Genomic DNA, 23,973 nt, shown 5'->3' on the forward strand with positions numbered 1-23,973 from the left:
ACCTCAGAATGCAAAGTTATCCAGGGCGTCGGGCGGCAGATTCTGCAGGGCTTCGGCCTCCTGCTTCTCGTACGTCGCCTTGTCCCACAATTCAAAATGGCTGCCCATCCCCATCAGGATCGCGTCCTTGGTGATGTTGGCCGCAGCACGCAGCTCGGGGGACACCAGCACACGGCCAGTGCCATCCATCTCCACATCCATGGCGCTACCCAGAAAAATCCGCTTGAGCACCTGCTCGCCCATCTTGACCTGCGCCATGCGCGCGCTGAAAACCGCCCAGGCATCCTGCGGGAAGATCATCAGGCAACCATGGGGGTGGCGGGTAATGGTGAGCGTGGGTCCGGGCTTCGTCAGCGCGTCGCGATGCCGGGTCGGTATCGATAACCGACCTTTCGCATCAAGACTGAGTGAGGAAGCTCCTTGAAACACGGTGTGGACTCTGGTTGGGGTTTCGGAGGGAGTAAGTGCACTTTTTCCCACAAAACTGCACTTTTCCCCACTGTATCAGGAATTCCAGATCGCGCCACACTTCAACACAATGATTTGCAATGAAAATACAAGTAAATCAATAACTTATAACGCACTTCGAGCAAAAACCGCTATGAAATTCTTCTTATTTGATAGGCACTTACAATCGCCTCTATATCCAGACTCTTAGCAAAATTGACGCCATCAGGGATTAGCATCTGATCGTCTTTTGTTACAAAACTAGATGTTCTCCTACAGGCCCAGATGCGGCGGCTGGGCGAAAAGCAAGTGCCCGCCAACATGGGCGGGCACGCGGTTCAGAATGCGCGCTGCCGCGCACCTTATGGCTAGAGGATATAACGCGATAAATCCTCGTTTTGGCTCAACGAGCCCAGGCGCTGGTCCACATAGGCGGCGTCAATCACCACCGTCTGCCCGCCCAGCTTGGCGGCCCCAAAGCTGATCTCCTCGAGCAGGCGCTCCATCACCGTCGCCAGGCGGCGCGCGCCGATGTTCTCGGTGCGCTCATTGACGTCAAAGGCGATGCGCGCCAGGCGCGTGATGCCATCGGCCTCAAACTGCAGCGTCACGCCTTCGGTGGCCAGCAGCGCTTCGTACTGCTTGATCAGCGAGGCATGGGTCTGCGTCAGAATGGCCTCGAAATCCTGCACCGACAGCGAGCCGAGCTCAACGCGGATCGGAAAACGCCCTTGCAGCTCGGGGATCAGGTCGCTGGGCTTGGCCAGGTGAAAGGCGCCCGAGGCAATGAACAGGATGTGGTCGGTCTTCACAATGCCGTACTTGGTCGACACCGAAGTGCCTTCGACCAGGGGCAGCAGATCGCGCTGCACGCCCTGGCGCGAGACATCGCTGCCGCTGGTCTCCTGGCGCGTGGCGACCTTGTCGATCTCGTCGATGAAGACGATGCCGTTTTGCTCGAGGTTCTCGATGGCCCGGGATTTGACATCTTCCTCGTTCACCAGCTTGGCCGCCTCCTCATCGGTGATCAGCTGCAGCGCTTCGCTGATCTTGAGCTTGCGGACCTTGCGCTTTTCCTGGCCCATCTGGCTGAACATGCCGCGCAGCTGCTCGGCCATCTCTTCCATGCCCTGGGGGCCCATGATCTCGAGCTGGGGCTTGGCCTCGGCCACCTCGATGTCAATTTCCTTGTCATTGAGCTCACCCTGGCGCAGCTTCTTGCGGAACACCTGGCGCGTGCTGGTATCGGGTGCGGCTTCGCCGGTGCGGGCGGGTGGCAGCAGCGCGTCCAGAATGCGCTCTTCGGCGGCATCCTCGGCACGCACGCGCAGCTTCTTCACGTCCGATGCGCGGGTCTGTTTGACGGCCACCTCGGCCAGGTCGCGGATGATGGCATCCACATCCTTGCCCACATAGCCCACCTCGGTGAACTTGGTCGCCTCAACCTTGATGAAGGGCGCATCGGCCAGCTTGGCCAGGCGCCGGGCGATCTCGGTCTTGCCCACACCCGTGGGGCCAATCATCAGGATGTTCTTGGGCGTGATCTCCTGGCGCAGGCCGTCAGCGACCTGCTGGCGGCGCCAGCGGTTGCGCAGCGCGATAGCGACCGCGCGCTTGGCATTGGCCTGGCCAACGATATGGTTGTCGAGTTCGGAAACGATTTCCTGGGGTGTCATCGAGGACATAGTGCAAAAATCCGGTTGGCACCCGCCGGGCAACGGGTACAGCAGTCGATCAATGGGAGATGGGGCGGCAGGCGGCGCGCCAGCCTGCCAGACGCTCACAAGGTCTCAATCGTGTGGTGCATATTGGTGTAGATGCACAGCTCACCGGCGATGCCCAGCGATTTGCGCACCACCTCTTCGGCCGACAGCTCGGTGTTGTTCAACAGCGCCTTGGCGGCCGAATGCGCATAGGCGCCGCCCGATCCGATGGCCACAATGCCCTGCTCGGGCTCCAACACATCGCCGTTACCGGTGATGATCAGCGAGGCCGAATGGTCGGCCACCGCCAGCATGGCTTCGAGCCGGCGCAGCACCCGGTCGGTGCGCCAGTCCTTGGTCAGCTCGATCGCTGCGCGGGTCAGCTGGCCCTGGTGCTTGTCTAGTTTGGCCTCGAAGCGCTCGAACAAGGTGAAGGCATCGGCCGTGGCGCCGGCAAAGCCGGCCAGCACCTTGCCGCCATAGAGCTTGCGCACCTTGCGTGCAGTGCCCTTGACGACGATGTTGCCCAGGGTGACCTGGCCATCGCCGCCGATGGCGACCTGGATGCCTTGCGGCGTTTCGCGCCGCACGCTGAGAATGGTTGTGCCGTGATACTGTTCCATAGTCTTGTCTATATGGAGCCTGGCCCGGGTTTTCCAAGGAGGGGGCGGCACAGCAGGCAGAAAAAAACGCACCCGCAGGTGCGTTGGTCGCCAGCTGCCGCTGACCGATCAGTTTTCCCGCTGGTTGACGATGGAATGCTCGTTGATGCCGATCAGGTTGAAGAACACGGCATTCAAGCGGTGCAGGTTGCCAAAACGCACCAGCACGTTTTTCTGTTGGCATTCGGCCACCCAGTTGAGCACCGAGCCAGCCGCGACAAAATCGATGCGCATCAGGCGGTCGCAGCGCACCGTGAACGGCATGCCCGGCTCCACCATCGGTGTGAAGGTATCGAGCTGCTGCGAGACATCCCCTTCGACAATCCCCTCGAGCACGGCCTGCGGGCTGTCGGCGGCCACCGGCTTTCTCTCGGGCAGATCAAAGCCCAGCGACATATCGGGCGCAGCGGGCGCGCCAGAGCGCCCGCTGTCGCTGCTGGTCTCGGCCCGGGGCGCGACCCAGGATGGCGGCGAGACCTCGTAGGTGATGCAGTAATCGAGCGCAGCCGCTTCAAAATCCTGCTCCAGCTGCAGCAAACGCAAAAAGGCCATGCGCAGCGACCAGCGCTCCTGGGCCACGGCGTTGTCACCCACGGGCGTTTGCGCCTCGAGCACCGAGAGCAGATGGTCCGCCCCGACAAAGACCAGGCGCGCATCGGGCTGGTCTGCCCACACGCGGAACTGCGCCAGCAGCGCGGCAACCACCTCATCGCGCACCTCGGTCACGCGGGACCAGTTCAGCGTCCAGGGGGGTGCATAGCGTTTGAGGTTGCCTTGCAGGCCACTGAGCGCCGCGCTGCTGAGCACGGGCGGTGCCTGCCAGTTAAGCAGCCGCACCTCTTGCGCGGAGGTGTCGCCCGCCTGCAGCGCCTTGGCGCCCAGCTCTTGCGGCATCGAGAACCACACGGGCGCAGAGCGCCCATATTTGCTGGCAAATTCAATAGCGTGGAAATCAAACTTGGTCTGGTCACCGGTGGCGCGGTACAGGTCAAACAAGGTCAGCCAGATCGTCAGCTGCCCCATCAGATCGCCACGGCGCTGTTGCACCAGGGCCAGCAGCGAGGCCTCGGCCCCGGCTGCATCGCCGTTGGCAAACAGCACCGCCGCTTCTTCCAGATCGGTATCGTGGATAAACCGGCCCGACTCGACCTGGGCATCAAAGGCAGCGGCAGGCAAGGTCGCCGGTGCCGCTGGCGGCGGCGCCACCGGTGCAGCAGCGGGTGCCACAGGCACAGCTTCGGCCACCAAGGGCGCCGCAGCAGATGCCACAGGCACCGGCGCACTGACCGGCGTGGCCTCGGCAGGGGCAGCAGCGGCAGGATCGGCCGCAGCCGCAGCGGCGTTGTCGCCGGACCACCACTGCTTGGACATCTGCCGCTCGATCTGGTTGATTTTCTCGATGGTGTGCGAAGGATGGGCATGCTTGCCCGCCGCAACGGCTGCGGCATCGGGCGCCACCCCGCCTTCGAGCATGGCCGCCGAGCTGGCAGCGCCATCGGCGCCAGCGCTGCTGGACTTGTTGGCTTCGCGCCGAATCTTGCGCAGCTGGTCGAACTCCAGCTTGCGCACAAAATCATTGCGGCGCTTGCGCTCCATGATTTCCTTGAGCGCCTGCTTGGAAAACTGCGCCTCAGGGTTCTCCGGCTCCGGCGTCTTGTCCAGCTCCGACCACTGCGTGGTCGGTTTGGTTACAAAGCGCACCACTTTGGACAACAAACCCTTGGTTGGCTTTTGAGCCTCACTCATGGTTACTCCCTCCCCTTGTGTGTCCGGTGCGCTGCCCCAGCCTCAATCACCAAACATTTTTTGTTTCAATTCACGGCGCTGCTGCGCTTCCAGCGACAAAGTGGCCGTAGGACGCGCCAGCAGACGGCCCACCCCGATGGGTTCGCCCGTCTCGTCGCAGTAGCCATAGTCGCCCGCATCGATGCGGCTGATCGACTGGTCGATCTTCTTTAAGAGCTTACGCTCACGGTCGCGCGTGCGCAAGACAAGCGCATGCTCTTCCTCAATGGTAGCGCGGTCTGCTGGATCGGGCACGACCACGGTGTCTTCACGCAGGTTTTCCGTCGTGGCATCGGCATTGAGGTGGATGCCCGTCTTCAGCTCCACCAGCTTCTTGCGAAAGAACGCCAGCTGGATGTCGTTCATGTATTCGCTCTCCGGCATCGACAGCACCTCATCGTCAGTGAGGGTGTCTACCGTCTTGGACTTCCAGGCATTGGCCAGCTTGGCGTCGCGTTTAGGGATGGTTTGCGTAGTGGTAGGCATAGTTCTCTCGACTGGCTAGCGCAGTTCTTACATGCGACGGATGTCCGTCTCGTTACAAAAGGTGCAAAGCCCGACAGGCTCCGCCCCCTGATCAACTTGCCCGCGTCCCACAGGGACCCAGGCACATCTATGAAGTCGGGCCGGTGCCCGCAACTCCGTCATCTTGCAGGCCAACCCGGCCAGCACCTGGCAGGGTAAAGCTCGCTTGCACAAGCCTCCTTCTCCTTCAGCGCCGTGTCCAACAGGCCAAAGCCCCTTGTCACACCGCGCTCTCTCATCGAAATCTTCAGGACGAACCACGGAAACCGTATCTCGCCGCATGCCTGCTTTGCTGCATTTCGGGCCGCGATTGTATATGGCATCGCTGCACAGCAACAAGTGGATGCAGCCCGGATGCAACGGGGGGTTTCCCCGGGGTCTCATCCCCGGGCCGGCCCCTCGTGGGCAATCAGGCCTCCACCACGCACTGGTCCAGGCCCTGGCGCAGGATGTCCTGCGGCAAATCAATACCGATGAAGACCATCTTGCTCTGGCGGCGCTCGTCGGCAGCCCACTCGGGACCCAGATCGCTGCCCATCAGCTGGTGCACGCCCTGGAAAATCACCTTGCGGTCGGTGCCTTTCATCGCCAGAACGCCCTTGTAACGCAGCATGCGCGGACCATAAATGTTCACAATGGCGCCCAGGAAGTCTTCCAGCTTGGCCGGGTCAAAGGCCTTGTCCACGCGGTAGACAAAGCTTTTCACATCATCGTCATGGTGGTGGTGGTGCGGGTGGTTGCAGTGCTCGCCATGCACGTGGTCATGGTCATGGCCGCAGTTTTCATCGTGCACATGGCCATGGCTATCGCCATGGTCATGGTCGTGGCCGCAATGCTCGTCATGCACATGGCCGTGGTCGTGGCCTTCTTCCTTGAGGAAGTCCGGATCGATGTTGAGCGTGGCATTCAGGTTGAAACCACGCAGATCGAACACGTCCTTGAGCGGCACATCGCCAAAATGCACTGCGCGGATCGGTGCGCGCGGGTTCATGTGCTTGAGGCGGTGGACCAGCGCGTCCTTGTCGGCCTCGGTCACCAGGTCGGTCTTGGACAGGAAGATCTGGTCGGCAAAGCCCACCTGGCGGCGTGCTTCCTGGCGGGTGTCGAGCTGCTGGCCGGCATGCTTGGCGTCCACCAGGGTGATGATGGAGTCGATCAAATAGGTTTCGGCAATTTCTTCATCCATGAAGAATGTCTGGGCCACCGGTCCGGGGTCGGCCAGGCCCGTGGTTTCGATCACGATGCGCTCGAAATCCACCAGTCCCTTGCGGCGCTTGGCCGCCAGCAGCTGCAGCGCTTCGCGCAGGTCCTCACGGATGGTGCAGCAGATGCAGCCATTGCTCATCTGCAGAATCTGTTCCTTCGATTCCGTCTTGAGGATGTCGGTATCGATGTTCTCTTCGCCGAACTCGTTCTCGATCACGGCAATCTTCATGCCGTGCGACTCATGCAGCACACGCTTGAGCAGCGTGGTTTTGCCCGAGCCCAAGAAGCCCGTGAGGATGGTGACTGGAATGAGTGACATAGGACCCCTGATAGTTACACAAAAGGCAGCGTTCACAAGCCGCGCCACGCGCCAGGCTTGCCCGCCCACGGCCCAGCGCACAAGCTCAGGCCTTTGTATCAAACACCGTTATATGGGGCCATGCCAGGCAATATCAAGACAGCCACAGGTAATTTCTGTGGCGATGCCGACAGCGGGCTATTGTGGCATGTTTTGCAGGCAGCACGCTCAACGGAACAAGCGGCGGATATTTCAATGCCAGTCAACAAAGCTTGCTATCAAATCAATAACAAATGGCGGTCCGGTTTTTTCGAGCAGGCACCGTGGGGCCCCCAAGCGCGTCAGAACCGCTCGTAGCCCTGCAGGTAGCGCCACTGCCCCTGGGGCAGCTTGCTCAGCGAAATCCGGCCGATGCGCAAACGCTTGAGCGACAGCAGCTCCAGCCCCAGTGCGGCACAAATGGCGGGCAGCCATTCGGGCGCGACCCGCTTGAGCGCAAACCGCAGATGGGTCTCGTTCTGCCAGCTGGCCTTGAGGGGCGGCAGGCGCTCGCCATCCACATACAGCCCCTGGGCCAGCAAGGCCAGGCCATCGTCGACGATCTGCCCCTGCACCTCGACCAGGCATTCCTGCTCCAGCAAATCCGCCTCTTCGGCCAGGTGGCGGATGATGCGCGGGTCCTGGCTGTAGACCACCAGGCCGCTGGCAGCGCGCGGGATCGGCAGCAAAAACTGCTGGTGGCGAAAATGGCGCGCCACGGGCCGGGCAGGCTGGGGGGTATCGACATCGGCCAGGTTGTCGGGCGTCAGCAAATCCAGCGCACTGAGGCCCGGGCGCCCGGGCTCGAGCGCGCGCAGGCTGTAGCCCGCAGGCTTGTGCAGCAGCAAGGTGACCGGTTGGATCGGGCGCAGATCGGCGCCGCGCTGCAGCAGCACGGTCTGGCTGGGCAGCACACGGGCGCCGGGGGTGTCCTGGATCTGGCCATCCACCGAGACAAAGCCGGCATCGATGTAGTGCTCAGCCTCGGCGCGCGAGCAACCGATGTCGCTGGCCAGGCGTTTGGACAGGCGAATGGCTTGGGGGTCTTGGGCTTGCATGGCAGCAACTCTGCGGCTTGGCGCAACAACGCGCCATCCGCTCCTTAAAAAATAGCAAAAACTCTGCAATCACAGAGCGTAAACGCCATTTTAATCGCCGGCCATCGCTTGCGCCCGATGCCTGCTGTGTGGCCTTGCCTTTGACCGGGTGGAGGGCTTCAGGCCGGCGCAAAACGCAGGCGAAACCGCGCGCCGCCCCGCGGCGAACTCTCGGCATGTGCCACCCCGCCTTGCAACTCGGTCAGCGCCTGCACAATGGACAGCCCCAGGCCCGAGCCTTCCCGCTTGCGCCGGCCCGGGGCCATTGCAAAGCGGCGGAAGGGGTGGGCGCGCAACTCCTGCGGCAGGCCCGGCCCGGCATCGCTGACCAGCAGCTCGATCCAGATATGCCCTTGCGCATCGCGCAGGTTGCGCACCTCTACCTCCAGCCAATGCCCGCTGGCCGCGTGGCGCACGGCATTGCCGACCAGGTTGGCAATGATCTGGCGCATGCGCAATGGGTCGGCGCGGATCGTGCTGAGCGCATCGTCCTGGGGCAGCAGCAGCGACAGCGCCATCTCGGCCTGCTGCAGCTGGGGCTGCAGCTCCTGCAGGCTCGCGCGCACCAGCGCGCCCAGGCTCAACCGCTCCCTGCGCAGCGACATCTCTCCCGCCTCGGCCATCGCCAGCGTATGCAGGTCGTCAATCAGGCGGCCCAGGTGCTCGGTCTGCGCCAGCAGCAGCCGAAACTCCAGCTCGCTGGGCGCAATGACGCCATCGCAGAGCGCATGCAGATGGGTCTTGAGCACCGACAAGGGCGTGCGCAGCTCATGCGAGATGGAGGCGGCCGACGCCTGGCGCTCAGCCTTGAGCTTTTGCAGCGCATCGAGCATCGCGTTGAAGGTGTGCACCACCTCCTTCAGCTCGCCATGCGCGCCCTCTTCGACCACCCGCGTCGAGCTGAAATCCCCATGCGCCACCCGCTGCGCCACCTCCACCATCGAGGCCAGCGGCCGGGTGATATAGCGCGAGACGAAAAAGCCCATGGCCAGGCCAAATGGCAGGCAGATCAGCAGCGCAATGACCGCCGAGACCTGCTCGCCAAAAAACACCTCGCCGCGCCAGTACTCGCCATAGATCTGCATCGCGCGCGGGCTGCTCTCCATGTTCCGCTCGACCAGATCGTCCAGCTCCACGCGCACGGTCTCGGGCAGGCTTTTGTAGAACTGGTTGTACTCCAACGCATCGAACGCCCAGGCGCAGGCGCTAAGCAGGGCAATGGAGGTGAGCAGGGTGGCGGCAATCCACAGGCCAAAGCGCACCCAGATGCGGTTCAATCCCCGGGCCATAGGCGGTACCCAATGCTGCGGACAGTCTCGATCAGCTCATCTTGGCCAGCCAGCTGCAATTTGCGGCGCAGCTTGGACAGGTGCGAGTCGATCACCCGCTCGAGCGCGTCACTCTCGGGCAGGCAATGCTCGATCAGTTGCGCGCGCGAGAAACAGCGCCGTGGCTGCGAGGCCAGCAGGGCCAGCAGGCGAAACTCGGTCAGCGTCAATGGCAGCGGCGTGGCCTGGCCCTGCGTGTCATAGACCCGGGCACTGTGCTCGGCGGGGTTGATCTCCAGCACCCCCACCCGGATCGGCGCCAGCGGCGCAGAGGCGGCCTTGGGCTGGCTGCGGCGCAGCACGGCGCGCACCCGCGCCACCACCTCCGCAGGATTGAAGGGCTTGACCACATAGTCATCGGCCCCCAGGCGCAAAGCCACCAGCTTGTCCACATCGTCGGCTAGCGCCGTCACCATGATCACCGGGGTCTGGCCCTGGTCGCGGATGAAGCGCAGCACATCGACCCCGTCCATGCCGGGCAGGTGGATGTCGAGCAGCACCAGGTCGGGCGCATGCTGGCGAAACAGCTGCACCGCCTGTTCACCATCGCGCGCATGCAGGCTGCGCAGGCCATCGCGCTCCAGGTAGGCCAGCAAAATCGTGGCGATTCCCGGCTCATCCTCCACGACGAGCACCAGCGGAGCCGCCACCGTTGGGGTGGGTAGTTTCATCGCGGACTGCTTCCAAAAATAAGGGCATGCGGTGCAGCCTCCAAGGCGCGCACACGCTGTTGAAACAAGCCATTATGACCGTGCCACCGCCCCCTGGCACCCCCTTTTGCGCCTCCATGTTTCCTCCATCAATTGTGCAAGCTTGCGCAAGTTTTACAGGGTTGAATCCAACGCATACCGGCCCCGCATCTGCGGCTTGGGCCGCTGCGGCCCCTGCGGGCCATGAACCGATTGCCTTGCACGTGAAACCCCTGTTCTGCAAAACACTGCTGATGCTTGCGCCTGCGGCTTTGCTGGCTGGCTGCATGACGCCGCCCCAGCCCCCACTGGGCCAAGACCCCCCTGCGCAGTGGCGCCAGGCCGGCAAGGCGCAGGCGAATGCGCGCGCCGTCCAGGCGGCCGATTTGGCCAGCTGGTGGACGCTGCTGGCCGATCCCGCGCTCAACACGCTGGTGGAGCAGGCACTTGCCCAGAACCTGGATCTGGCCCAGGCACGGGGCAGGCTCCAGGCGCAGCGCATTTTGCTGGGCACGGCCACGGCCGCCTACAAGCCGGAAATCACCGCCGGCGTGCGCACCTTGCAGGATGTGGCCGCGCTCGACTCCTACTTCCACGCCAGCCTGGACATGGGCTGGAACCTGGGTCTCTTTGGCGCCCAGGAATCCAGCGCGCTCGACGGCCAGGCGCAGCTGCTCGATGCCCAGGCGCAGCTGCAGGCCGCCAGGGTCCAGTTGATCGCCCATGTGGTGCAGCGCTATCTGGACATCTGCGTCGCGCAACAGCAACGCTTTGGGCTGGACCAGCAGTTGCAGCTCGATGCGCGCCGGCTGCAGCTGCAGCAGCTGCGGGTGCAGCAACGCTTGGGCAGCACCGAGCAGGTGCAGCAAGCCCATCTGGAGCTCAACCGCAGCCGCGCCCAGGAGGCCGAACTGCTGCAGCACCAGGCACGTGCCGCGCATGCGCTGGCCGCACTGCTGGGCCGCAGCGAGCCCGACGCCGCCTGGCTGGCCGCCTCCAGCGCCCCGCATATCCCCAGCGCCGTTGCACTGAGCCTGCAAGTACTGCCCGCCGAGCTGCTGCGCAGCCGCCCGGCCATCCTGGCGGCCGAGGCCGCGGTGCAGCGCGCCGCAGCCGCGGCAGGCCTGTCGAACTCGGCGCTCTACCCGCGGTTTGCGCTGGGCGGCTCGCTGCTCTATTCGTTCAACCTGACGCAGAACCGCCGCTCCAGCTCCGACCATGTGCCCTCGCTGGGCCCGGTGATCGACATTCCGCTGTTCGACTGGGGCCGCCGGCGCGCACAGGCCGATGCCGACGAGCTGCAGATGAACAATGCCGTCAAGGCCTACCGGCAAAGCGTGCTTGACGGCATTGCCGATGTGGAAACCGCGCTGGCCGGCCTGGGCGCCCAGCAACAGCGCTGGCAATCGCTCGATGCCCAAACGCCGCTGCTGCGCAGCCGCGCCCAACAGCTGCAGCGCCGCCAGCAGCTGGGGCTGGCCAGCGAGCTCGACACGCTGGAGCCCCGCCGCCAGCTGCTGCTGCACGAAAGCCAGCAAAGCGTGGCGCAAGCCGCACAGACACTGGCCTGGGTGGCACTGTTCCAGGCGCTGGGCGGCGCCCCGCTGCCGCCGCAATCGCCGCCCACCACCCCGGGGGCCACGCCATGATTGCGCTGGCACGCAAAACCCTGGTCTACGAATGGCGTCGCTTTGTGCCCTCGGTCTTCGCGGTGGGCTTTGCAGGGGTGCTGCTGGTGATGCAGGCCGCACTGGTGCTGGGCATTTTCAGCTCGGCCGCCATCTACATCACCGCCAGCTCGGCCGACCTCTGGGTGGGCTACCCCGGCACGCAGAGCGTGAACTTTGGCCGCAACATCGGCCCCGATGTGGAAATGCGCCTGCGCATGGATCCGGACATCCGTGCCGTCGAGCCCTATGTCTGGGTCGATGGCGACTGGCGCTCCAGCCAGGGCGCGGCCCAGGCCGCCGGTGCGGTGTCGGTCTACCTGTCGGGCATTTCCACCGCCGGCACGGCCATGGTGTTCGACCGGGTCATTGCCCCCTGGCAGCGCAAGCTACTGCGCGAGCCCGGCGCCGTCATCGTCGACCGCGCCGATCTGGACAGCTTGGCCACCCAGGAAGGCGGCACCGCCTGGATCAACAACCACCGCGTGCGCGTGGTGGCCGCCGTCGACGGCTTGCGCGGCCTGGGCGGCGTCAACGTGCTGGCCTCGCTGGAGAGCGCACACCAGATCGCTGGCAGCTCGCCCAGCCAGGGCAGCACCTACTTGCTGGCCCGGGTGCGCAAGGGCGCCGACCGCCATGCCGTGCAACGGCGCCTGGGCAGCGAAGCGCGCAGCTTTGGCCCGCACGAGGTCTGGACCGCCGACAGCTTTGCGCACCGCTCCCAGCGCTACTGGATGCTCGATACCGGCGCGGGCGCTGGCGTGCTGTTCATGGCCATCGTGGTGTGCCTGGTCGGCGCGGTCGTCACCAGCCAGTCGCTCAAGAGCGTGGTGGCGGGCTCGGTGCGCGAATACGCGGTGCTCAACGCGCTGGGCGTCAGCCGCGCGGCGCTGGGCCGGGTGGTGGTGGAGCAGGCCTGCTGGATCGGCGCTGCCGGCCTGCTGCTCACCAGCATCGCCAGCGTGGCCCTGGTCTCGCTCGCCCAGGTCTACCGGGTGCCCGTTGCGCTCAACCTGCAAGCCGCGCTGGCCTGCGCCGCCCTGGTGGCCACCTTGGCGCTGCTGTCCGGCCTGGGCGCGATGCGCGTGCTGCTGCGCACCGACCCGGCCACCTTGCTGCGCTGAAGGACATCGCCATGCCCACCACCACCCCTCCAACACCCAGCCTGCAGGCCGTCGGATTGCGCAAGACCTATGTCTCAGGCGCCATCCGCATCCAGGTCCTGCAGGATCTGTCGGTCGATTTGTACGCCGGCGAGCTGACCCTGATCTCCGGCCCCTCGGGCTGCGGCAAAAGCACCTTGCTGTCGCTGATGTCGGGCCTGCTCACCCCCGATGACGGCCAGACCTTTGCACTCGGCCAGAACCTGACGACCATGCCCGCCCGCGAGATGGAGCGCTTTCGGCTGCTGCATACCGGCTTTGTGTTCCAGGGCTTCAACCTGTTCCCGGCGCTGACGGCGCTCGAGCAGGTGCAGCTGCCGCTGGGCTACCTGGGCATACGGCGCGCCGAGACCTTGAAGCGCGCCCAGGATGCGCTCGACGAAGTCGGCCTGTCCCACCGCGCGCACATGCGCCCGGCCGAGCTGTCGGGCGGCGAAAAGCAGCGCGTGGCCATTGCCCGCGCGCTGGCCAAGGCCCCCCAGCTGCTGTTTGCCGATGAGCCCACCAGCGCGCTGGATGCCGAAAGCGGACAACGGGTGATCGACATCCTGCACCGCGTCGCGCGCAGCCATGGCACCACGGTGCTGTGCGTGAGCCATGACCCGCGCCTGGTGGGGCATGCCGACCGCGTACTGAATATGGAAGACGGCGCCGTCTACAGCGACCGGCGCCAAAACACCCTGATGGAGAACCCCGCGTGACCAAGATCCCCGCAACCCCCTGGCCCTTGCCGCATGCCTGGCAGGTGCTGGGTCTGCTCTGCCTGGCAGCAGGCGGGCTCGCAGGCTGCACACCGGCAGCGGACAGCCCCCCCGCCCCCAGCACCAGCCAGCAGCACCAAAGCCCGGTGGCCGTGGCCCGGGGCAAGATCGAAGTCGATGGCGGCCTGCTGGAGCTGGCCACCGCCGTTGATGGCACCGTGCAGCAGATCGCCGTGCGCGAAGGCCAGCAGGTGCAGGCCGGCCAGCTGCTGCTCAAGGTCCATGACGAGGACCTGCGCGCCGAGCTGGCCGTCGCCCAGTCCTCCTACCGGCTGGCCCAGGCCAAGCACAAGGCCCTGGCCGCCAAGCTGCCCCTGCTGCAGACCCAGCTCAAGCGCCTGCAGGCTGCCGCCCGCGACGGCGCTGCCGATCTGCAGGAAGTGGACAACGCCCAGGCCGCGCTGCGCAATGCGCAGTCCGAGACCGAGGTGGCACAGGCCGAGGTACAGCTGACGCAGACCAAGACCCAGCAGCTGCGCGAGCGCCAGCGCCTCTATGCGCTGCATGCGCCGGAAGCGGCCACCGTGGTGCATCTGCGCGCCCAGGTCGGCAGCCAGGTACACACCAGCCAGGCGGCGATGCGTCTGCTGCCGCTGCGCCCGCTGCGCATCCGCGCCGAGCTCAACGAGAGCTTTGCCGGCACGGTGCAAAAAGGCATGCGCGCCAGTGTGGTGCTGGACAACGACAGCGCCACCGCGCTGCCCGAGGCCCGGGTGCTGCGCATCAACCCCATGTACGGGCCGTCGACCTTGCAGGACGACGCCCAGCGCGGCCCGCTGCGCGTGGTCGAGTGCGTGCTTGAATTCGAGACCGCCCCCATCCATGTGCGCGTGGGCCAGAACGTGAGAGTGAGCTTCCATGAATAAATACATGCTTGCGCAGGCGCCCGCTTGCCACAACACCACGGGCTGGATGGTCCAGTCCGACTTTGACGGCACGATCAGCCTGGTCGATGTCACCGACAGCCTGCTGCAGCGCTTTGGCCGGCCCGGCTGGACTGACCTGGAAGACGCCTGGGAGCGCGGCGAGATCGGCTCGCGCGCCTGCATGCAAGGCCAGGTCGCGCTGCTGGACATGAGCCAGCAGGAGCTGGACGCGCACCTGGACAGCATTGCGATCGACCCCGGCTTCCCCGGCTTTGTACAGGCAGCGCAGGCGCTGGGCCTGCGCGTGCAGGTGGTCAGCGACGGCATCGACTACGCCATCGAACATGTGCTGGCACGCCACGGCCTGGGCCATCTGGAGGTGATCGCCAACCGCCTGGTACAGCAGGACACACGCCGCTGGTCGCTGGAATCCCCCTGGGCCAGCCCGCACTGCAAGCGTGCCAGTGGCAACTGCAAATGCGAGCGCCTGGCCACGCAGAAAACGCTGGCCGGCCGGGTTCTGTATGTGGGCGACAGCAGCTCGGACTTCTGCGTCTCGCACGAGGCCGACTATGTGCTGGCCAAGTACCGGCTGATCGGCCACTGCGAGCGCCATGGCATTGCCCATGCACCGTTTCAGGGTTTCAGCGATGCCACGCCCTGGCTCCTGCAGTTCATGCAGCAGCAGGAGGCCGTCGCATGAAGGCCAATGACGCACTCGCCCGCCATCTGGCCGGCCAACCCCAGGAAAGAGCGGCAGAAGCGGCCTTGCAGACGCTGTGCCTCACGCCCCATGAATTCGTCATGCCCGGCTCCGGCGCTGCCGCGCGCACCGGCGTGCTGCTGGTGCATGGCCTGACCGGCACCCCTGCCGAGATGCGCCTGCTGGCCAAGGGCCTCAACCGCGAAGGCTTTACCGTCTATGCGGTGCAACTGGCCGGCCACTGCGGCAGCATGCAGGACCTGGTGCAGACGCGCTGGACCGACTGGCTCGCCAGCGTGCAATCGGCGCTGCTGCGCTTTGCGCCCCATGTCGACCGCGTGGTGGTCGGCGGCCTGTCGATGGGCGCCTTGCTGTCGCTGGCGGTGGCCACCTCGCACCCGCGCCAGGTGGCTGGGGTGGCTGCGCTGTCCACCACGTTCCGCTATGACGGCTGGAGCATTCCCAGCTACACCAAGCTGGCCTTTTTGCTGCCGCTGTTCCGCCTGCTGGGCATTGGCCGCCACAGCGTGTTCATGGAAGCACCGCCCTACGGCATCAAGGACGAGGCCTTGCGCGCCAGGGTGGTCGCGCAAATGCATGGCGGCGACAGCGCTGCAGCGGGACTGCCCGGCAATCCCTGGTGGTCCATCATCGAGCTGCGCCGGCTCTCGGCCCATGTCCGCAGCCATCTGCGGGATTTGCGCGCGCCATGCCTGGCCATCCATGCCAAGGAAGACGACATCTCCCACCGCTCGAATGCCGAGGACATCGCCGCTGGCGCCGTCCATGCGCAGGTCGAGGTCGTGCTGCTCGACAACTGCTACCACATGATCACCATCGACCGCGAGCGCCGCACGGTGATCGCCAAGGTGCATGACTTTGTGGCCCGCCTTGGTGGCATACCAACACAGGCCGCCTCCCATGGGCACTGAGATCACCCCCCTGGTCATCAGCCTGTGGCTGATCAATGTGTTGGTCGACAGCGGCGGGCAGCTGGCATTCAAGGCCGCTGCCAGCCAGACCCCGGGCACGGCGACCGGTATGGCGCACTGGCGCTTCATGCTCGCGCGCCCCTGGATCTGGATCGGCGGCGCCTGCTATGTGATCGAGTTTGTCGCCTGGCTGGCCTTTTTGTCGCTGGTGCCCCTGTCCGATGGCGTGCTGCTGGGCAGCATCAACATCGTGGCCATCATGGTGGCCGGGCGCATTCTGTTCAAGGAAAAGCTCGCCCCGATGCGGGTCGCAGGCATCGTGCTCGTCTCCATTGGCGTGGCCGTCGTGGGTCTCAAGGGGTGATGGCATGAAACGCTTTTACCTGGTCGGCTTTATGGTGCTGATGGCCTTCGACACCCTGGCCCAGCTGAGCTTCAAGAAGGCCGGCGACGCCGCACTGCCGCTGGAGTTCAGCCCGTCCTGGCTCTGGCGCGTGTTTGCCCAGCCCTGGATCTACGGCGCCTTGATCGGCTACATCGGCGCCTTTTTCACCTGGATGCATCTGCTGCGGCGCGCGCCCGTGGGCCCGGCGTTTGCCGCCTCGCACCTGGAGATCATCTCGGTGCTGCTGCTGTCGCACTACCTGTTCCAGGAGAGCATCGGCCTGCCCCAGATTCTGGGCTGCGGGTTCATCATTGCCGGCATTGCCTGCCTGGCGGTGAGCGAAGCCCAGGACCATGGCGCCGCCGAGCCGGCAGAGAAGTTGGCACAGGGCCCGGCGGATGGCGCGGCAGGCGCCAGCGCGGCCGCCCGCTGATGGCAGGCAACTGCCAGGGCCCCCAGCGATGACTGCGCGCCGCATCACGGTACCGCCCACCGCCGGCCTGGCGCTGCGCTTAGCCGATCTTCGCCCCTGGGGAGACAAGCATCTGGACCGGGCGCTGGCCGCCTGGCTGGGGGTAGACGAGGTGCTGCTGGAATGCTCCGGCACCTCTGCGCTGATGCTGGCGCTGCGTACGCTGCAGCAGCTCGCCCCCGAGCGCTGCGAGGTGGTGGTGCCCGCCTACACCTGCCCGCTGGTGGCAATGGCCGTCGCGCAATGCGGGCTGCAGCTGCGGCTCTGTGATCTGTCGCCCGACCACCTGGACATGGAGGGCCAAGCGCTGGATGCCGTGCTCAGCCACCGCACCCTGGCCGTGGTGCCCACCCACCTGGGTGGCAGGGTGGCCGATGTCGCCAGCCTGCTGCCCCGCGCCCAGGCCTGCGGTGCCTATGTGATCGAAGACGCCGCCCAGGCCCTGGGCGCCCGCGTAGCGGGCCACAGCGTGGGCCTGCAGGGCGACATCGCGCTGTTCAGCCTGGCGGTGGGCAAGGGCCTGACGACCTATGAAGGCGGCGTGCTGCTGGTCCGCGACCCGGCGCTGATGGCGGCGCTGCGCGCACAGCACCAGGCATCGATACGCCCCCACCTGGCCTGGGAACTGCGCCGCAGCCTGGAGCTGCTCGGCTATGCCGCAGCCTTCCGCCCGGCACTGCTGGACCGGGTTTACGGCGCGCCGTTGCGGCGCAGCCTGGCACGGGGCGACTGGGTGGAAGCGGCCGGCGATGATTTTGACAGCCATATCCCGCAGCACCGCCTGGGCGCCTGGCGCCGGCGCGTTGGCCTGCGCGCACTGGCGCGGCTGCGCCCGCACTGGGAGCAGGCCCAGCAGCAGGCGCAGCGGCGCGTGGCCCAGCTGCGCGCCCTGCCCGGTGTAGAGGTGGTGGACGATGCCGCGCCCCAGGCGCAGGGCATCTGGCCGGTGATTTTGCTGCGCCTGCCCAGCGCCGCCCAGCGCGATGCGCTGATGCAGGCGCACTGGGCGAGCGGCTGGGGCCTGTCGCTGCCCTTCAGCCAGGTGCTGCCCGACTACGCGCGCTACGCGCCCCTGCTGGGCGAGGCCCTGCACGACCCGGTGCCGCAGGCCCGCGACTGGGCGCAGCGCCTGCTGGCCATCAGCAACAGTGCCTGGCTCAGCGATGCGCTGTTTGCCCAGCTGCTGGATGCGTTGCGGCAGACAAGGCCGCCATCAGCCGCTGGTTGAGCGCATGCTGGCCCGCCTGGGCTGCCGCCAGCGCCTGTGCATCGATGGCGGTGTCCTGGCCATCACCGGCACTCAGCCAGCGCTTCCACCAGGTGCTGTATTGCCAGGATGAGACATCGCCGGTGATATCGCTGCCCACCAATTGGCCGTCGAGCGCTGCAATGATGCCCAGCGCCTGCGCCTCGCGCATCTGGCCCTGGTCCCAGTTGGTGGTGACCACGTCAGTGGCAAACACATCCTTGTCGATGCTGAGGTAAGTGCTTTGGCGCTCGCGCGCCAGGGTCGCCGCCAAGGCATCGGTTAGGGCATCGAGGCTGGGAAATGCGCGAAAGGCGGCGGACAGGCCCAGGCGCCGCGCCCAGCCGGTATCCACGCCGCAGCTCCAGTAGCTGAGCTTGCCGGCACGCAGCGGGCCCAGGTAGTTCTCCCAGGCGTGGCCGGCGCCAATGTCAGCGGAGGTGATGCCCGCCACATGCACATGCGCAACTGCCGGGTGCATGGCAATGCGCCGCACCCAAGAGCCGCAGTGCACACCCCAGGGAAAGCGCATGTTGTCGGGGTGGTTGTCCAGCACCACCACGCGCAGCGGGCGCGCAGCGGTATAGCCCTGGCGCGCAATGCAGTGCTCGATCAGCAGCCAGGAGAGGTGGTGGAAATCGCCACTGCCCATCCAGGCCGTGCCATGCTGCGCGGGCAGCTGGGCCTGCACATGGCGGCGGAACTGCTGGTAGCGGCCCAGCGATGCGCCAAAACGGATCGCCTCCTGCCAATCGCCCAGCGGCAGGCGCAGCTCGCCGGCCAAGGGGCCAACGGAGCCATCGACATCGAGCACCAAGGGGGTCATCGCTGTTCCTGCCATGCGCGGTCACTTTCAAAATGCCGGGAAAACCGCCGCCCCAAAGCCCGCAGCAGCGGGTTGCGGATGTAGACCGCATGCTGGGTAAACGTGAAACTGGCGCCCAATTGCGCCTTGACCTCGGGATCGGTCCAGCCTGCCACATAGTGTGACAGGCCGCATTCGAGCGCATATTCCAGGTTCAGCATCCAGCTGACAAAGTACAGGTTGGTCTGGCGCGCACGCGGGTAGGACAGGCCGATGTATTTGTCGACCAGGCGCCCGTCATGGGCAAAGCACAGGTTCCAGCCCAGCAAGGCGCCATCCTGCGCATCGCGGTACTCGAACACCAGACCCTGGTTGCTGGCATCACGCAGCACTGCGGCAAAAAAGCTGCGGCTGAGCTTGTCAAAGTGCAGCGCGCTTTGCGCATACACGGCCTCGAACAGCGCATAGTAGGCATCGACCAGGGCCTCGTCGGCAAAGGCCGGGCCGGTGGGAATGCGGCGAATCTGCAGCTGGCTGCGGCTCCTGAGCTTGCGGCGCAGGTCGGAGCGCCGGTTCTTCGACAGCCGCGCCAGGTAGGCATCGATGCTGTCGAAATCGATAGGCACATAGGCCAGCGCCTGGCCTTCGACCAGGATGAAGCCCTGGTGCTGGAGCGCCTGGGCCAGCCGGCGGGCATCGGCATTGTCGGCAGGGGGCAGCAGCGGCGAGTCCTGCGGCAGGTCCTTGACGATGGTCAGCATACAGCGCCCGGCGTGGCGGCGCAGCTCGCCAGCGAGCTTGTCCATCTCCACCTCCGGGGGCAGCACCAGGTACTCGCTCAAGGTCGAGCCGACAAAATCGGTGCGCAGTCGCAAGCGCTGCGCCAGCCAGGCCCCGCCGGGCAGCTGCAGCACCCAGCGCTTGACGGCCGCGTCGGCCGTGGTCAGCAGATCGAAGGGCGCGCGAAAGGCCGGATACGACCGGTCCGAGCGCACCACAAATCCCTCGGGCGGATGCGCGGCAAACTGCCCGATCAGCGCCGAGGGCTCCAACTGGTTGCGCCCAGGGCGCAGTGGCTCGCTCAAGCGCAGGACCGCTTGGCCAGGGTGATCAGCTGGTCGAGCAGCACCAGCGCTTCATCGATCTCGCTGCGGCTGATCATCAGCGACGGCGCGAAGGTGATCACGTTCTTGTAGTAGCCGCCCACGTCCAGCACCAGGCCGCGTTGTTGGCCCTGGTACTCGAGCTTGCCTTCCAGGCCCAGGTCCACCATCTTGTCGAGCAGTGGCTTGTTGGGGGTAAAGCCATCGGCCGTGCAGATCTCGGCACGCAGCGCCAGGCCCATGCCGTCGACATCGCCGATTTCCGGGTGGCGCTTTTGCAGCTGGCGCAGGCCATCGAGGAAATAGGCCCCCGACTCGCGCACCTGGCGGCCAAAGTCCATCTCGTGCGTCATCTTCATCACTTCCAGGCCCAGCGCCGTGCCCAGCGGGTTGGAGGCAAAGGTCGAATGGGTCGAGCCTGGTGGGAACACCGTGGGGTTGATCAGCTCTTCACGGGCCCACAGGCCCGACAGCGCGTTCAAGCCATTGGTCAGCGCCTTGGCAAACACCAGCACATCGGGTTTGACGCCAAAGTTCTCCACCGACCACAGCGTGCCGGTGCGCCAGAAGCCCATCTGGATTTCGTCGACCACCATCAGCACGCCATGGTCGTCGAGCACCTTCTTGAGGCCCTTGAAGAAATTGGGCGGTGGCACGACGTAACCACCGGTGCCCTGGATCGGCTCCACATAGAAGGCCGCGTACTCGCACTGCTGGGTCTTGGGGTCCCAGACGGCGTGGTACTCGTTCTCGAACTTGCGCGCAAACTCCTGCACGATGGACTCCGCATACTCTTCGGAGGTCATGCCCTTGGGGCGGCGGAAGGGGTAGGGGAAGGGAATGAACTGCGCGCGGTCGCTGAAGTGGCCAAAGCGGCGGCGATAGCGGTAGCTGGAGGTGATGCTCGATGCACCCAGGGTGCGGCCATGGTAGCCGCCTTCAAACGCGAACATCAGGCTTTTGCCATGTGTGGCATTGCGCACCACCTTGAGCGAATCCTCAATCGCCTGGGCACCGCCCACGTTGAAGTGCACGCGGCCTGGCATGCCCCATTTCTTCTCGGCATCCTGCGCGATGAACTTGGCCAGCTCGATCTTCGTGGGGTGCAGGTACTGGCTGGCCACCTGGGGCAGCTCGCGCAGCTGCTCGATCATCTTGTCTTCCAGGCGCTTGTTCTTGTAGCCGAAGTTGACGGCCGAGTACCACATCTGCAAGTCCAGGTAAGGCGTGCCGGCCTGGTCAAACATGTAGCTGCCCTCGCAGCCGCTGAAGATCTTGGGGGGATTGACGTAGTGAACGGTGTCGCCAAAAGAGCAGTATTGGGCTTCGTCAGCCAGCAGTTGTTCGGTATTGAAAGTCACGGCAAAGGGCTCCAGTTTTGAGTGCCGCCAGTCTGGCCCTGCAATGTTGTGGCTCCGCCTACGTTATTTGTAGGATTGATGGAGATCTTGCCCGCTTGATGGAGCGCGGCCGGCTCCGGGTTTGGTGCTGGCTGGCGCACGGTGTACCATGATTGCCAACCATGGCCGCCGCACGGGCAGCCGCTGCACTTTGGCCCCTGGCCCCTTCTTCATGAATAGTCCTCACAAACGTTTTTCGATGATTCGCGAGTTCCACCTCGCTGACTGGTTCACCTTGGGCAATGCCGTCTGCGGCGTGGGCGCGCTGTTCTCGGCGATGACCTTTCTGGAGACCTCGGACCGCAGGCACATCTACTTTGCCGCCGCGCTGGTGCTGGCCGCGCTGGTCTTCGATATCTTTGATGGCCGCATTGCGCGCTGGCGGCAAAAGTCATCGGCGATGGGCCGCGAGCTCGATTCGCTCGCCGATGTGATCTCGTTCGGTGTGGCGCCAGCCATCATTGCCTATGCCTGCGGCATGCAAGGCCTGTGGGACCGCATTGTGCTGGGCTACTTTGTGGCCTGCGGCGTCTCGCGCCTGGCGCGCTACAACGTGACCGCAGAATCACTGTCAGAGGGGCCATCGGGCAAGGTGAAGTACTTCGAAGGCACCCCCATCCCCACCTCCATCGTACTGGTCGCGCTGCTCGCGCTGGCCGCCGCGATGAATGCGGTGCGCGCCGATCTGTGGTTTGGCAAGCTGCTGATTGGCGGCTTCACCTTGCACCCGCTGGTGCTGCTGTTTGCGGTCTCGGGCTCGCTGATGATCAGCCGCATCAAGATCCCTAAGCTCTGAGCGAGCTTGGGCGCAAGGCCCAAGCCTGCCTCACATCCCGCGAATATGCTCCACGTGGGCCAGCAGTGAGCGCTTGGCCACTGGCCACAGCCGCTCGGGCGTGTCGGCATAGGCGATGGCCACCCAGTCTTCCGGCGTGCCATCGGGCGCCTGGGCCATGGCATCGCGCACCTTCTCTTCGCGCGCCATGCGGTGCGCATGCAGCTTGGCAATCACCTGCAGCGGCTGGGCCAGCACATAGCCATGGGCCGGCAGGATAAAGCCGATCTGCCCTTGCTCGCAGGCCTGGGCCAGCTTGGTCAGCGACGCCAGGTAGAGGCGCATATTGCCGTCGGGCGGGTCCACCACCGTCGTGCTGCCGTTCAGGATATGGTCGCCGCTGAACAGCAGGCCGTCTTCTTCCAGCACCAGGCAGACATGGTTGGCCGCATGGCCGGGCGTATGCAGCACGCGCAGGCTGTGGCTGCGCGCCGGGTCGCTGGGGTGGGCCAGTTGCAGCACCTGGCCGTCGTGCAGCGCCTGGTCGGGCGTGAACTGGCTGCCCGCGCGCGCAGTGCAGGCAGAAGCCAGTCCCCAGATCACCGGTTTGCTGCGCCCTGCCTGGGCCACCAGCGCCTGCAGCGGCGCCGCACCCGGTGAATGGTCGGCATGCGAATGGGTGCAGACGATGGCGCGGATATCGCCCCCGGTGGCGGCCAGGATGCGCGCCAGGTGCGGGTCGTCCTGCGGCTGCGGCTTGGGGCCGGGGTCGACCACGATGTAGCCGGTCTCGGCATCACCGACCAGGTAGGTGTTGGTGCCCGGCCCGGTCATCGTGCCGCCGTTGTCGGCCGTCAGGCGCTGCACGTTCTTCAATAGTGGCACTGGCTGTGCGCTCTGCCAGCCCAGCGCATGGTGCAGCTGGCCATCGGGGCAGACCAGGGCCAGCTCGCCATAGGCGGTCTCATGCTCCATAAAGCGCCGCACCTCGCCGTTGACCATCGCGCCACGCGGCATCGATTGCCACAGCCACTGGCCCGGCTGCACCTGCTGCAGCGCCTGCAGCACATCGAGCAGCGCCTGCACCGTGGGGTAGGCGGCCAGGCGCTCCAGCGTGACCCGGGTGGGGAACATCACCGTCATCTGCCCATCAGCTGCGCGCTGCAAGGCCTGCGCGGGGTGCACCCACAGCGCCTCGAACTGTTCGGTGTCGTCGGTGACCGGCTCCTGGCCCTCGGGCATGCGCGCGACGAAGAAGGGCACATCAAAGCGGATCGGTATCTCCTGCGCGGCCGTCCAGCGCGCCAGCGGCCACAGCATATCGGCCGCCAAGGTCAGGCCCAGCGCTGCGCATTGCGGCAGCAGCGGCTGGCTGCGGTCCATGCCCGCCACCTCGGCCTGGCTGGCCCAGCGGCCATCGGCATGGCGGGCCAGCAGCACGCCCATCTCCTCCAGGCTCTCGCGGATCGCAGCCTGCGCATAGGTCAGCTCCTCGGTGGTCTGTGCCGTGCGGCGCGCCAGCAGATCGTGGTGCAGGGCATCGCTGGCATCGACCGCGCCACCGGGGAACACATAGTGCCCTGCCGCAAAACGGGCCTGGTCCGAGCGGCGCGACATCAACACCTCCAGCCGCGTCGCACCCGGCCCGGCCTGGGGGTCTGGCGCATCGCGCAGGAACAAGGCCGTGGCGGCTGCGCGGGCCGGAGCGGGCTCGCGTTGCGCATGGAGGAGCTGGCTGGTACGGGTCATGGGGCCATTATCAACACTTGCATGGCCGGGCTGTGTCACCCGCAGGGCGGGCGGGGCGGACGCGTTTCGAGCTGGCCCCAGACTGTCCGCATCTGCAACCTCGGGGCGGGCTACGAGTAACAGGTTCTTACGCCCTCTGCCCCGTTGCGCATCCAGGCGGGCCCAAA

23 protein-coding genes are annotated in these 23,973 nt (G+C 65.7%); 10 read left to right on the plus strand and 13 right to left on the minus strand.

Going from position 1 to position 23,973, the window contains the following annotated elements:
* Positions 1-3: 3 nt before the first annotated feature.
* The 9 genes from mraZ to WH367_RS02725 form a co-directional block, all read right to left on the minus strand.
* Positions 4-429, minus strand: a complete 426-nt coding sequence (gene mraZ, locus WH367_RS02685) for a division/cell wall cluster transcriptional repressor MraZ (RefSeq protein WP_021026157.1) — start codon at positions 427-429, stop codon at positions 4-6.
* Positions 430-815: 386 nt separating this feature from the next.
* On the minus strand, positions 816-2,132 hold the full coding sequence (gene hslU / locus WH367_RS02690) for an ATP-dependent protease ATPase subunit HslU (RefSeq protein WP_339519703.1): 1,317 nt from the start codon (positions 2,130-2,132) through the stop codon (positions 816-818).
* Positions 2,133-2,227: 95 nt separating this feature from the next.
* Positions 2,228-2,773 (minus strand): ATP-dependent protease subunit HslV, encoded by a 546-nt coding sequence (gene hslV / locus WH367_RS02695; protein WP_021026155.1) that lies wholly within the window; start codon positions 2,771-2,773, stop codon positions 2,228-2,230.
* 108 nt (positions 2,774-2,881) lie between these two features.
* Positions 2,882-4,558 carry a hypothetical protein gene (locus WH367_RS02700; protein ID WP_339519702.1) on the minus strand — a complete coding sequence of 559 codons (1,677 nt, stop codon included), beginning with the start codon at positions 4,556-4,558 and terminating at the stop codon, positions 2,882-2,884.
* A gap of 42 nt (positions 4,559-4,600) precedes the next feature.
* Positions 4,601-5,083: an RNA polymerase-binding protein DksA gene (gene dksA / locus WH367_RS02705; RefSeq protein ID WP_027010726.1), complete on the minus strand. Its 483-nt coding sequence runs from the start codon at positions 5,081-5,083 to the stop codon at positions 4,601-4,603.
* A 448-nt stretch (positions 5,084-5,531) separates the two neighbouring features.
* Complete coding sequence (locus WH367_RS02710) at positions 5,532-6,647, minus strand: CobW family GTP-binding protein (RefSeq protein WP_021026153.1); 1,116 nt, start codon at positions 6,645-6,647, stop codon at positions 5,532-5,534.
* A 320-nt stretch (positions 6,648-6,967) separates the two neighbouring features.
* Entirely contained in the window at positions 6,968-7,723 is a 756-nt protein-coding gene (locus WH367_RS02715) for an RNA pseudouridine synthase (RefSeq protein WP_021026152.1), read from the minus strand.
* Between the two features lie 158 nt (positions 7,724-7,881).
* Positions 7,882-9,039: a sensor histidine kinase gene (locus WH367_RS02720; RefSeq protein WP_239644922.1), complete on the minus strand. Its 1,158-nt coding sequence runs from the start codon at positions 9,037-9,039 to the stop codon at positions 7,882-7,884.
* Complete coding sequence (locus tag WH367_RS02725) at positions 9,036-9,761, minus strand: response regulator (RefSeq protein ID WP_339534059.1); 726 nt, start codon at positions 9,759-9,761, stop codon at positions 9,036-9,038. The genes WH367_RS02720 and WH367_RS02725 overlap by 4 nt, the downstream gene beginning before the upstream one ends.
* Before the next feature lie 305 nt (positions 9,762-10,066).
* Here WH367_RS02725 and WH367_RS02730 point away from each other — a divergent pair, with 305 nt between their 5' ends.
* The 9 genes from WH367_RS02730 to WH367_RS02770 are packed head-to-tail and all read left to right on the plus strand — an operon-like array spanning position 10,067 to position 17,956.
* On the plus strand, positions 10,067-11,428 hold the full coding sequence (locus tag WH367_RS02730; RefSeq protein WP_339534061.1) for a TolC family protein: 1,362 nt from the start codon (positions 10,067-10,069) through the stop codon (positions 11,426-11,428).
* On the plus strand, positions 11,425-12,570 hold the full coding sequence (locus WH367_RS02735) for an ABC transporter permease (protein WP_339534063.1): 1,146 nt from the start codon (positions 11,425-11,427) through the stop codon (positions 12,568-12,570). The genes WH367_RS02730 and WH367_RS02735 overlap by 4 nt, the downstream gene beginning before the upstream one ends.
* Before the next feature lie 11 nt (positions 12,571-12,581).
* A complete protein-coding gene (locus WH367_RS02740) occupies positions 12,582-13,310 on the plus strand; it encodes an ABC transporter ATP-binding protein (protein ID WP_021025291.1) in 729 nt (242 codons plus the stop codon).
* Positions 13,307-14,236 (plus strand): HlyD family secretion protein, encoded by a 930-nt coding sequence (locus WH367_RS02745; RefSeq protein ID WP_339519694.1) that lies wholly within the window; start codon positions 13,307-13,309, stop codon positions 14,234-14,236. The genes WH367_RS02740 and WH367_RS02745 overlap by 4 nt, the downstream gene beginning before the upstream one ends.
* Positions 14,229-14,939, plus strand: a complete 711-nt coding sequence (locus WH367_RS02750; protein ID WP_339534065.1) for an MtnX-like HAD-IB family phosphatase — start codon at positions 14,229-14,231, stop codon at positions 14,937-14,939. Before WH367_RS02745 ends, WH367_RS02750 begins: the two co-directional genes overlap by 8 nt.
* Positions 14,936-15,871, plus strand: a complete 936-nt coding sequence (locus tag WH367_RS02755; RefSeq protein ID WP_339534067.1) for an alpha/beta hydrolase — start codon at positions 14,936-14,938, stop codon at positions 15,869-15,871. Before WH367_RS02750 ends, WH367_RS02755 begins: the two co-directional genes overlap by 4 nt.
* Positions 15,861-16,235, plus strand: a complete 375-nt coding sequence (locus WH367_RS02760; protein ID WP_339519690.1) for an EamA family transporter — start codon at positions 15,861-15,863, stop codon at positions 16,233-16,235. The genes WH367_RS02755 and WH367_RS02760 overlap by 11 nt, the downstream gene beginning before the upstream one ends.
* 4 nt (positions 16,236-16,239) lie before the next feature.
* The gene (locus WH367_RS02765; RefSeq protein WP_339519689.1) at positions 16,240-16,689 is read left to right on the plus strand and encodes an EamA family transporter; all 450 of its coding nucleotides are present in this window, start codon (positions 16,240-16,242) and stop codon (positions 16,687-16,689) included.
* A 28-nt stretch (positions 16,690-16,717) separates the two neighbouring features.
* On the plus strand, positions 16,718-17,956 hold the full coding sequence (locus WH367_RS02770) for a DegT/DnrJ/EryC1/StrS family aminotransferase (protein WP_339534069.1): 1,239 nt from the start codon (positions 16,718-16,720) through the stop codon (positions 17,954-17,956).
* Here the strand turns inward: WH367_RS02770 and WH367_RS02775 are convergent.
* Genes WH367_RS02775 through WH367_RS02785 form a run of 3 tightly spaced genes read right to left on the minus strand, consistent with a single transcriptional unit; the run spans position 17,886 to position 21,243 of the window.
* On the minus strand, positions 17,886-18,800 hold the full coding sequence (locus WH367_RS02775) for a hypothetical protein (RefSeq protein WP_339534071.1): 915 nt from the start codon (positions 18,798-18,800) through the stop codon (positions 17,886-17,888). The two genes, WH367_RS02770 and WH367_RS02775, sit on opposite strands and share 71 nt — an antisense overlap.
* Positions 18,797-19,864: a GNAT family N-acetyltransferase gene (locus WH367_RS02780; protein WP_339534073.1), complete on the minus strand. Its 1,068-nt coding sequence runs from the start codon at positions 19,862-19,864 to the stop codon at positions 18,797-18,799. Before WH367_RS02780 ends, WH367_RS02775 begins: the two co-directional genes overlap by 4 nt.
* A complete protein-coding gene (locus WH367_RS02785) occupies positions 19,861-21,243 on the minus strand; it encodes an aspartate aminotransferase family protein (RefSeq protein WP_339534075.1) in 1,383 nt (460 codons plus the stop codon). The genes WH367_RS02780 and WH367_RS02785 overlap by 4 nt, the downstream gene beginning before the upstream one ends.
* 211 nt (positions 21,244-21,454) lie before the next feature.
* Here WH367_RS02785 and pssA point away from each other — a divergent pair, with 211 nt between their 5' ends.
* Positions 21,455-22,078 (plus strand): CDP-diacylglycerol--serine O-phosphatidyltransferase, encoded by a 624-nt coding sequence (gene pssA, locus WH367_RS02790; protein WP_027011044.1) that lies wholly within the window; start codon positions 21,455-21,457, stop codon positions 22,076-22,078.
* Positions 22,079-22,108: 30 nt separating this feature from the next.
* On the opposite strand, the gene WH367_RS02795 is transcribed toward pssA, so the two are convergent.
* Positions 22,109-23,806, minus strand: a complete 1,698-nt coding sequence (locus tag WH367_RS02795; RefSeq protein WP_339534077.1) for an MBL fold metallo-hydrolase — start codon at positions 23,804-23,806, stop codon at positions 22,109-22,111.
* Positions 23,807-23,973: the final 167 nt, after the last annotated feature.

This window comes from Comamonas sp. MYb21, assembly GCF_037479395.1.
Lineage (GTDB): Bacteria > Pseudomonadota > Gammaproteobacteria > Burkholderiales > Burkholderiaceae_C > Comamonas.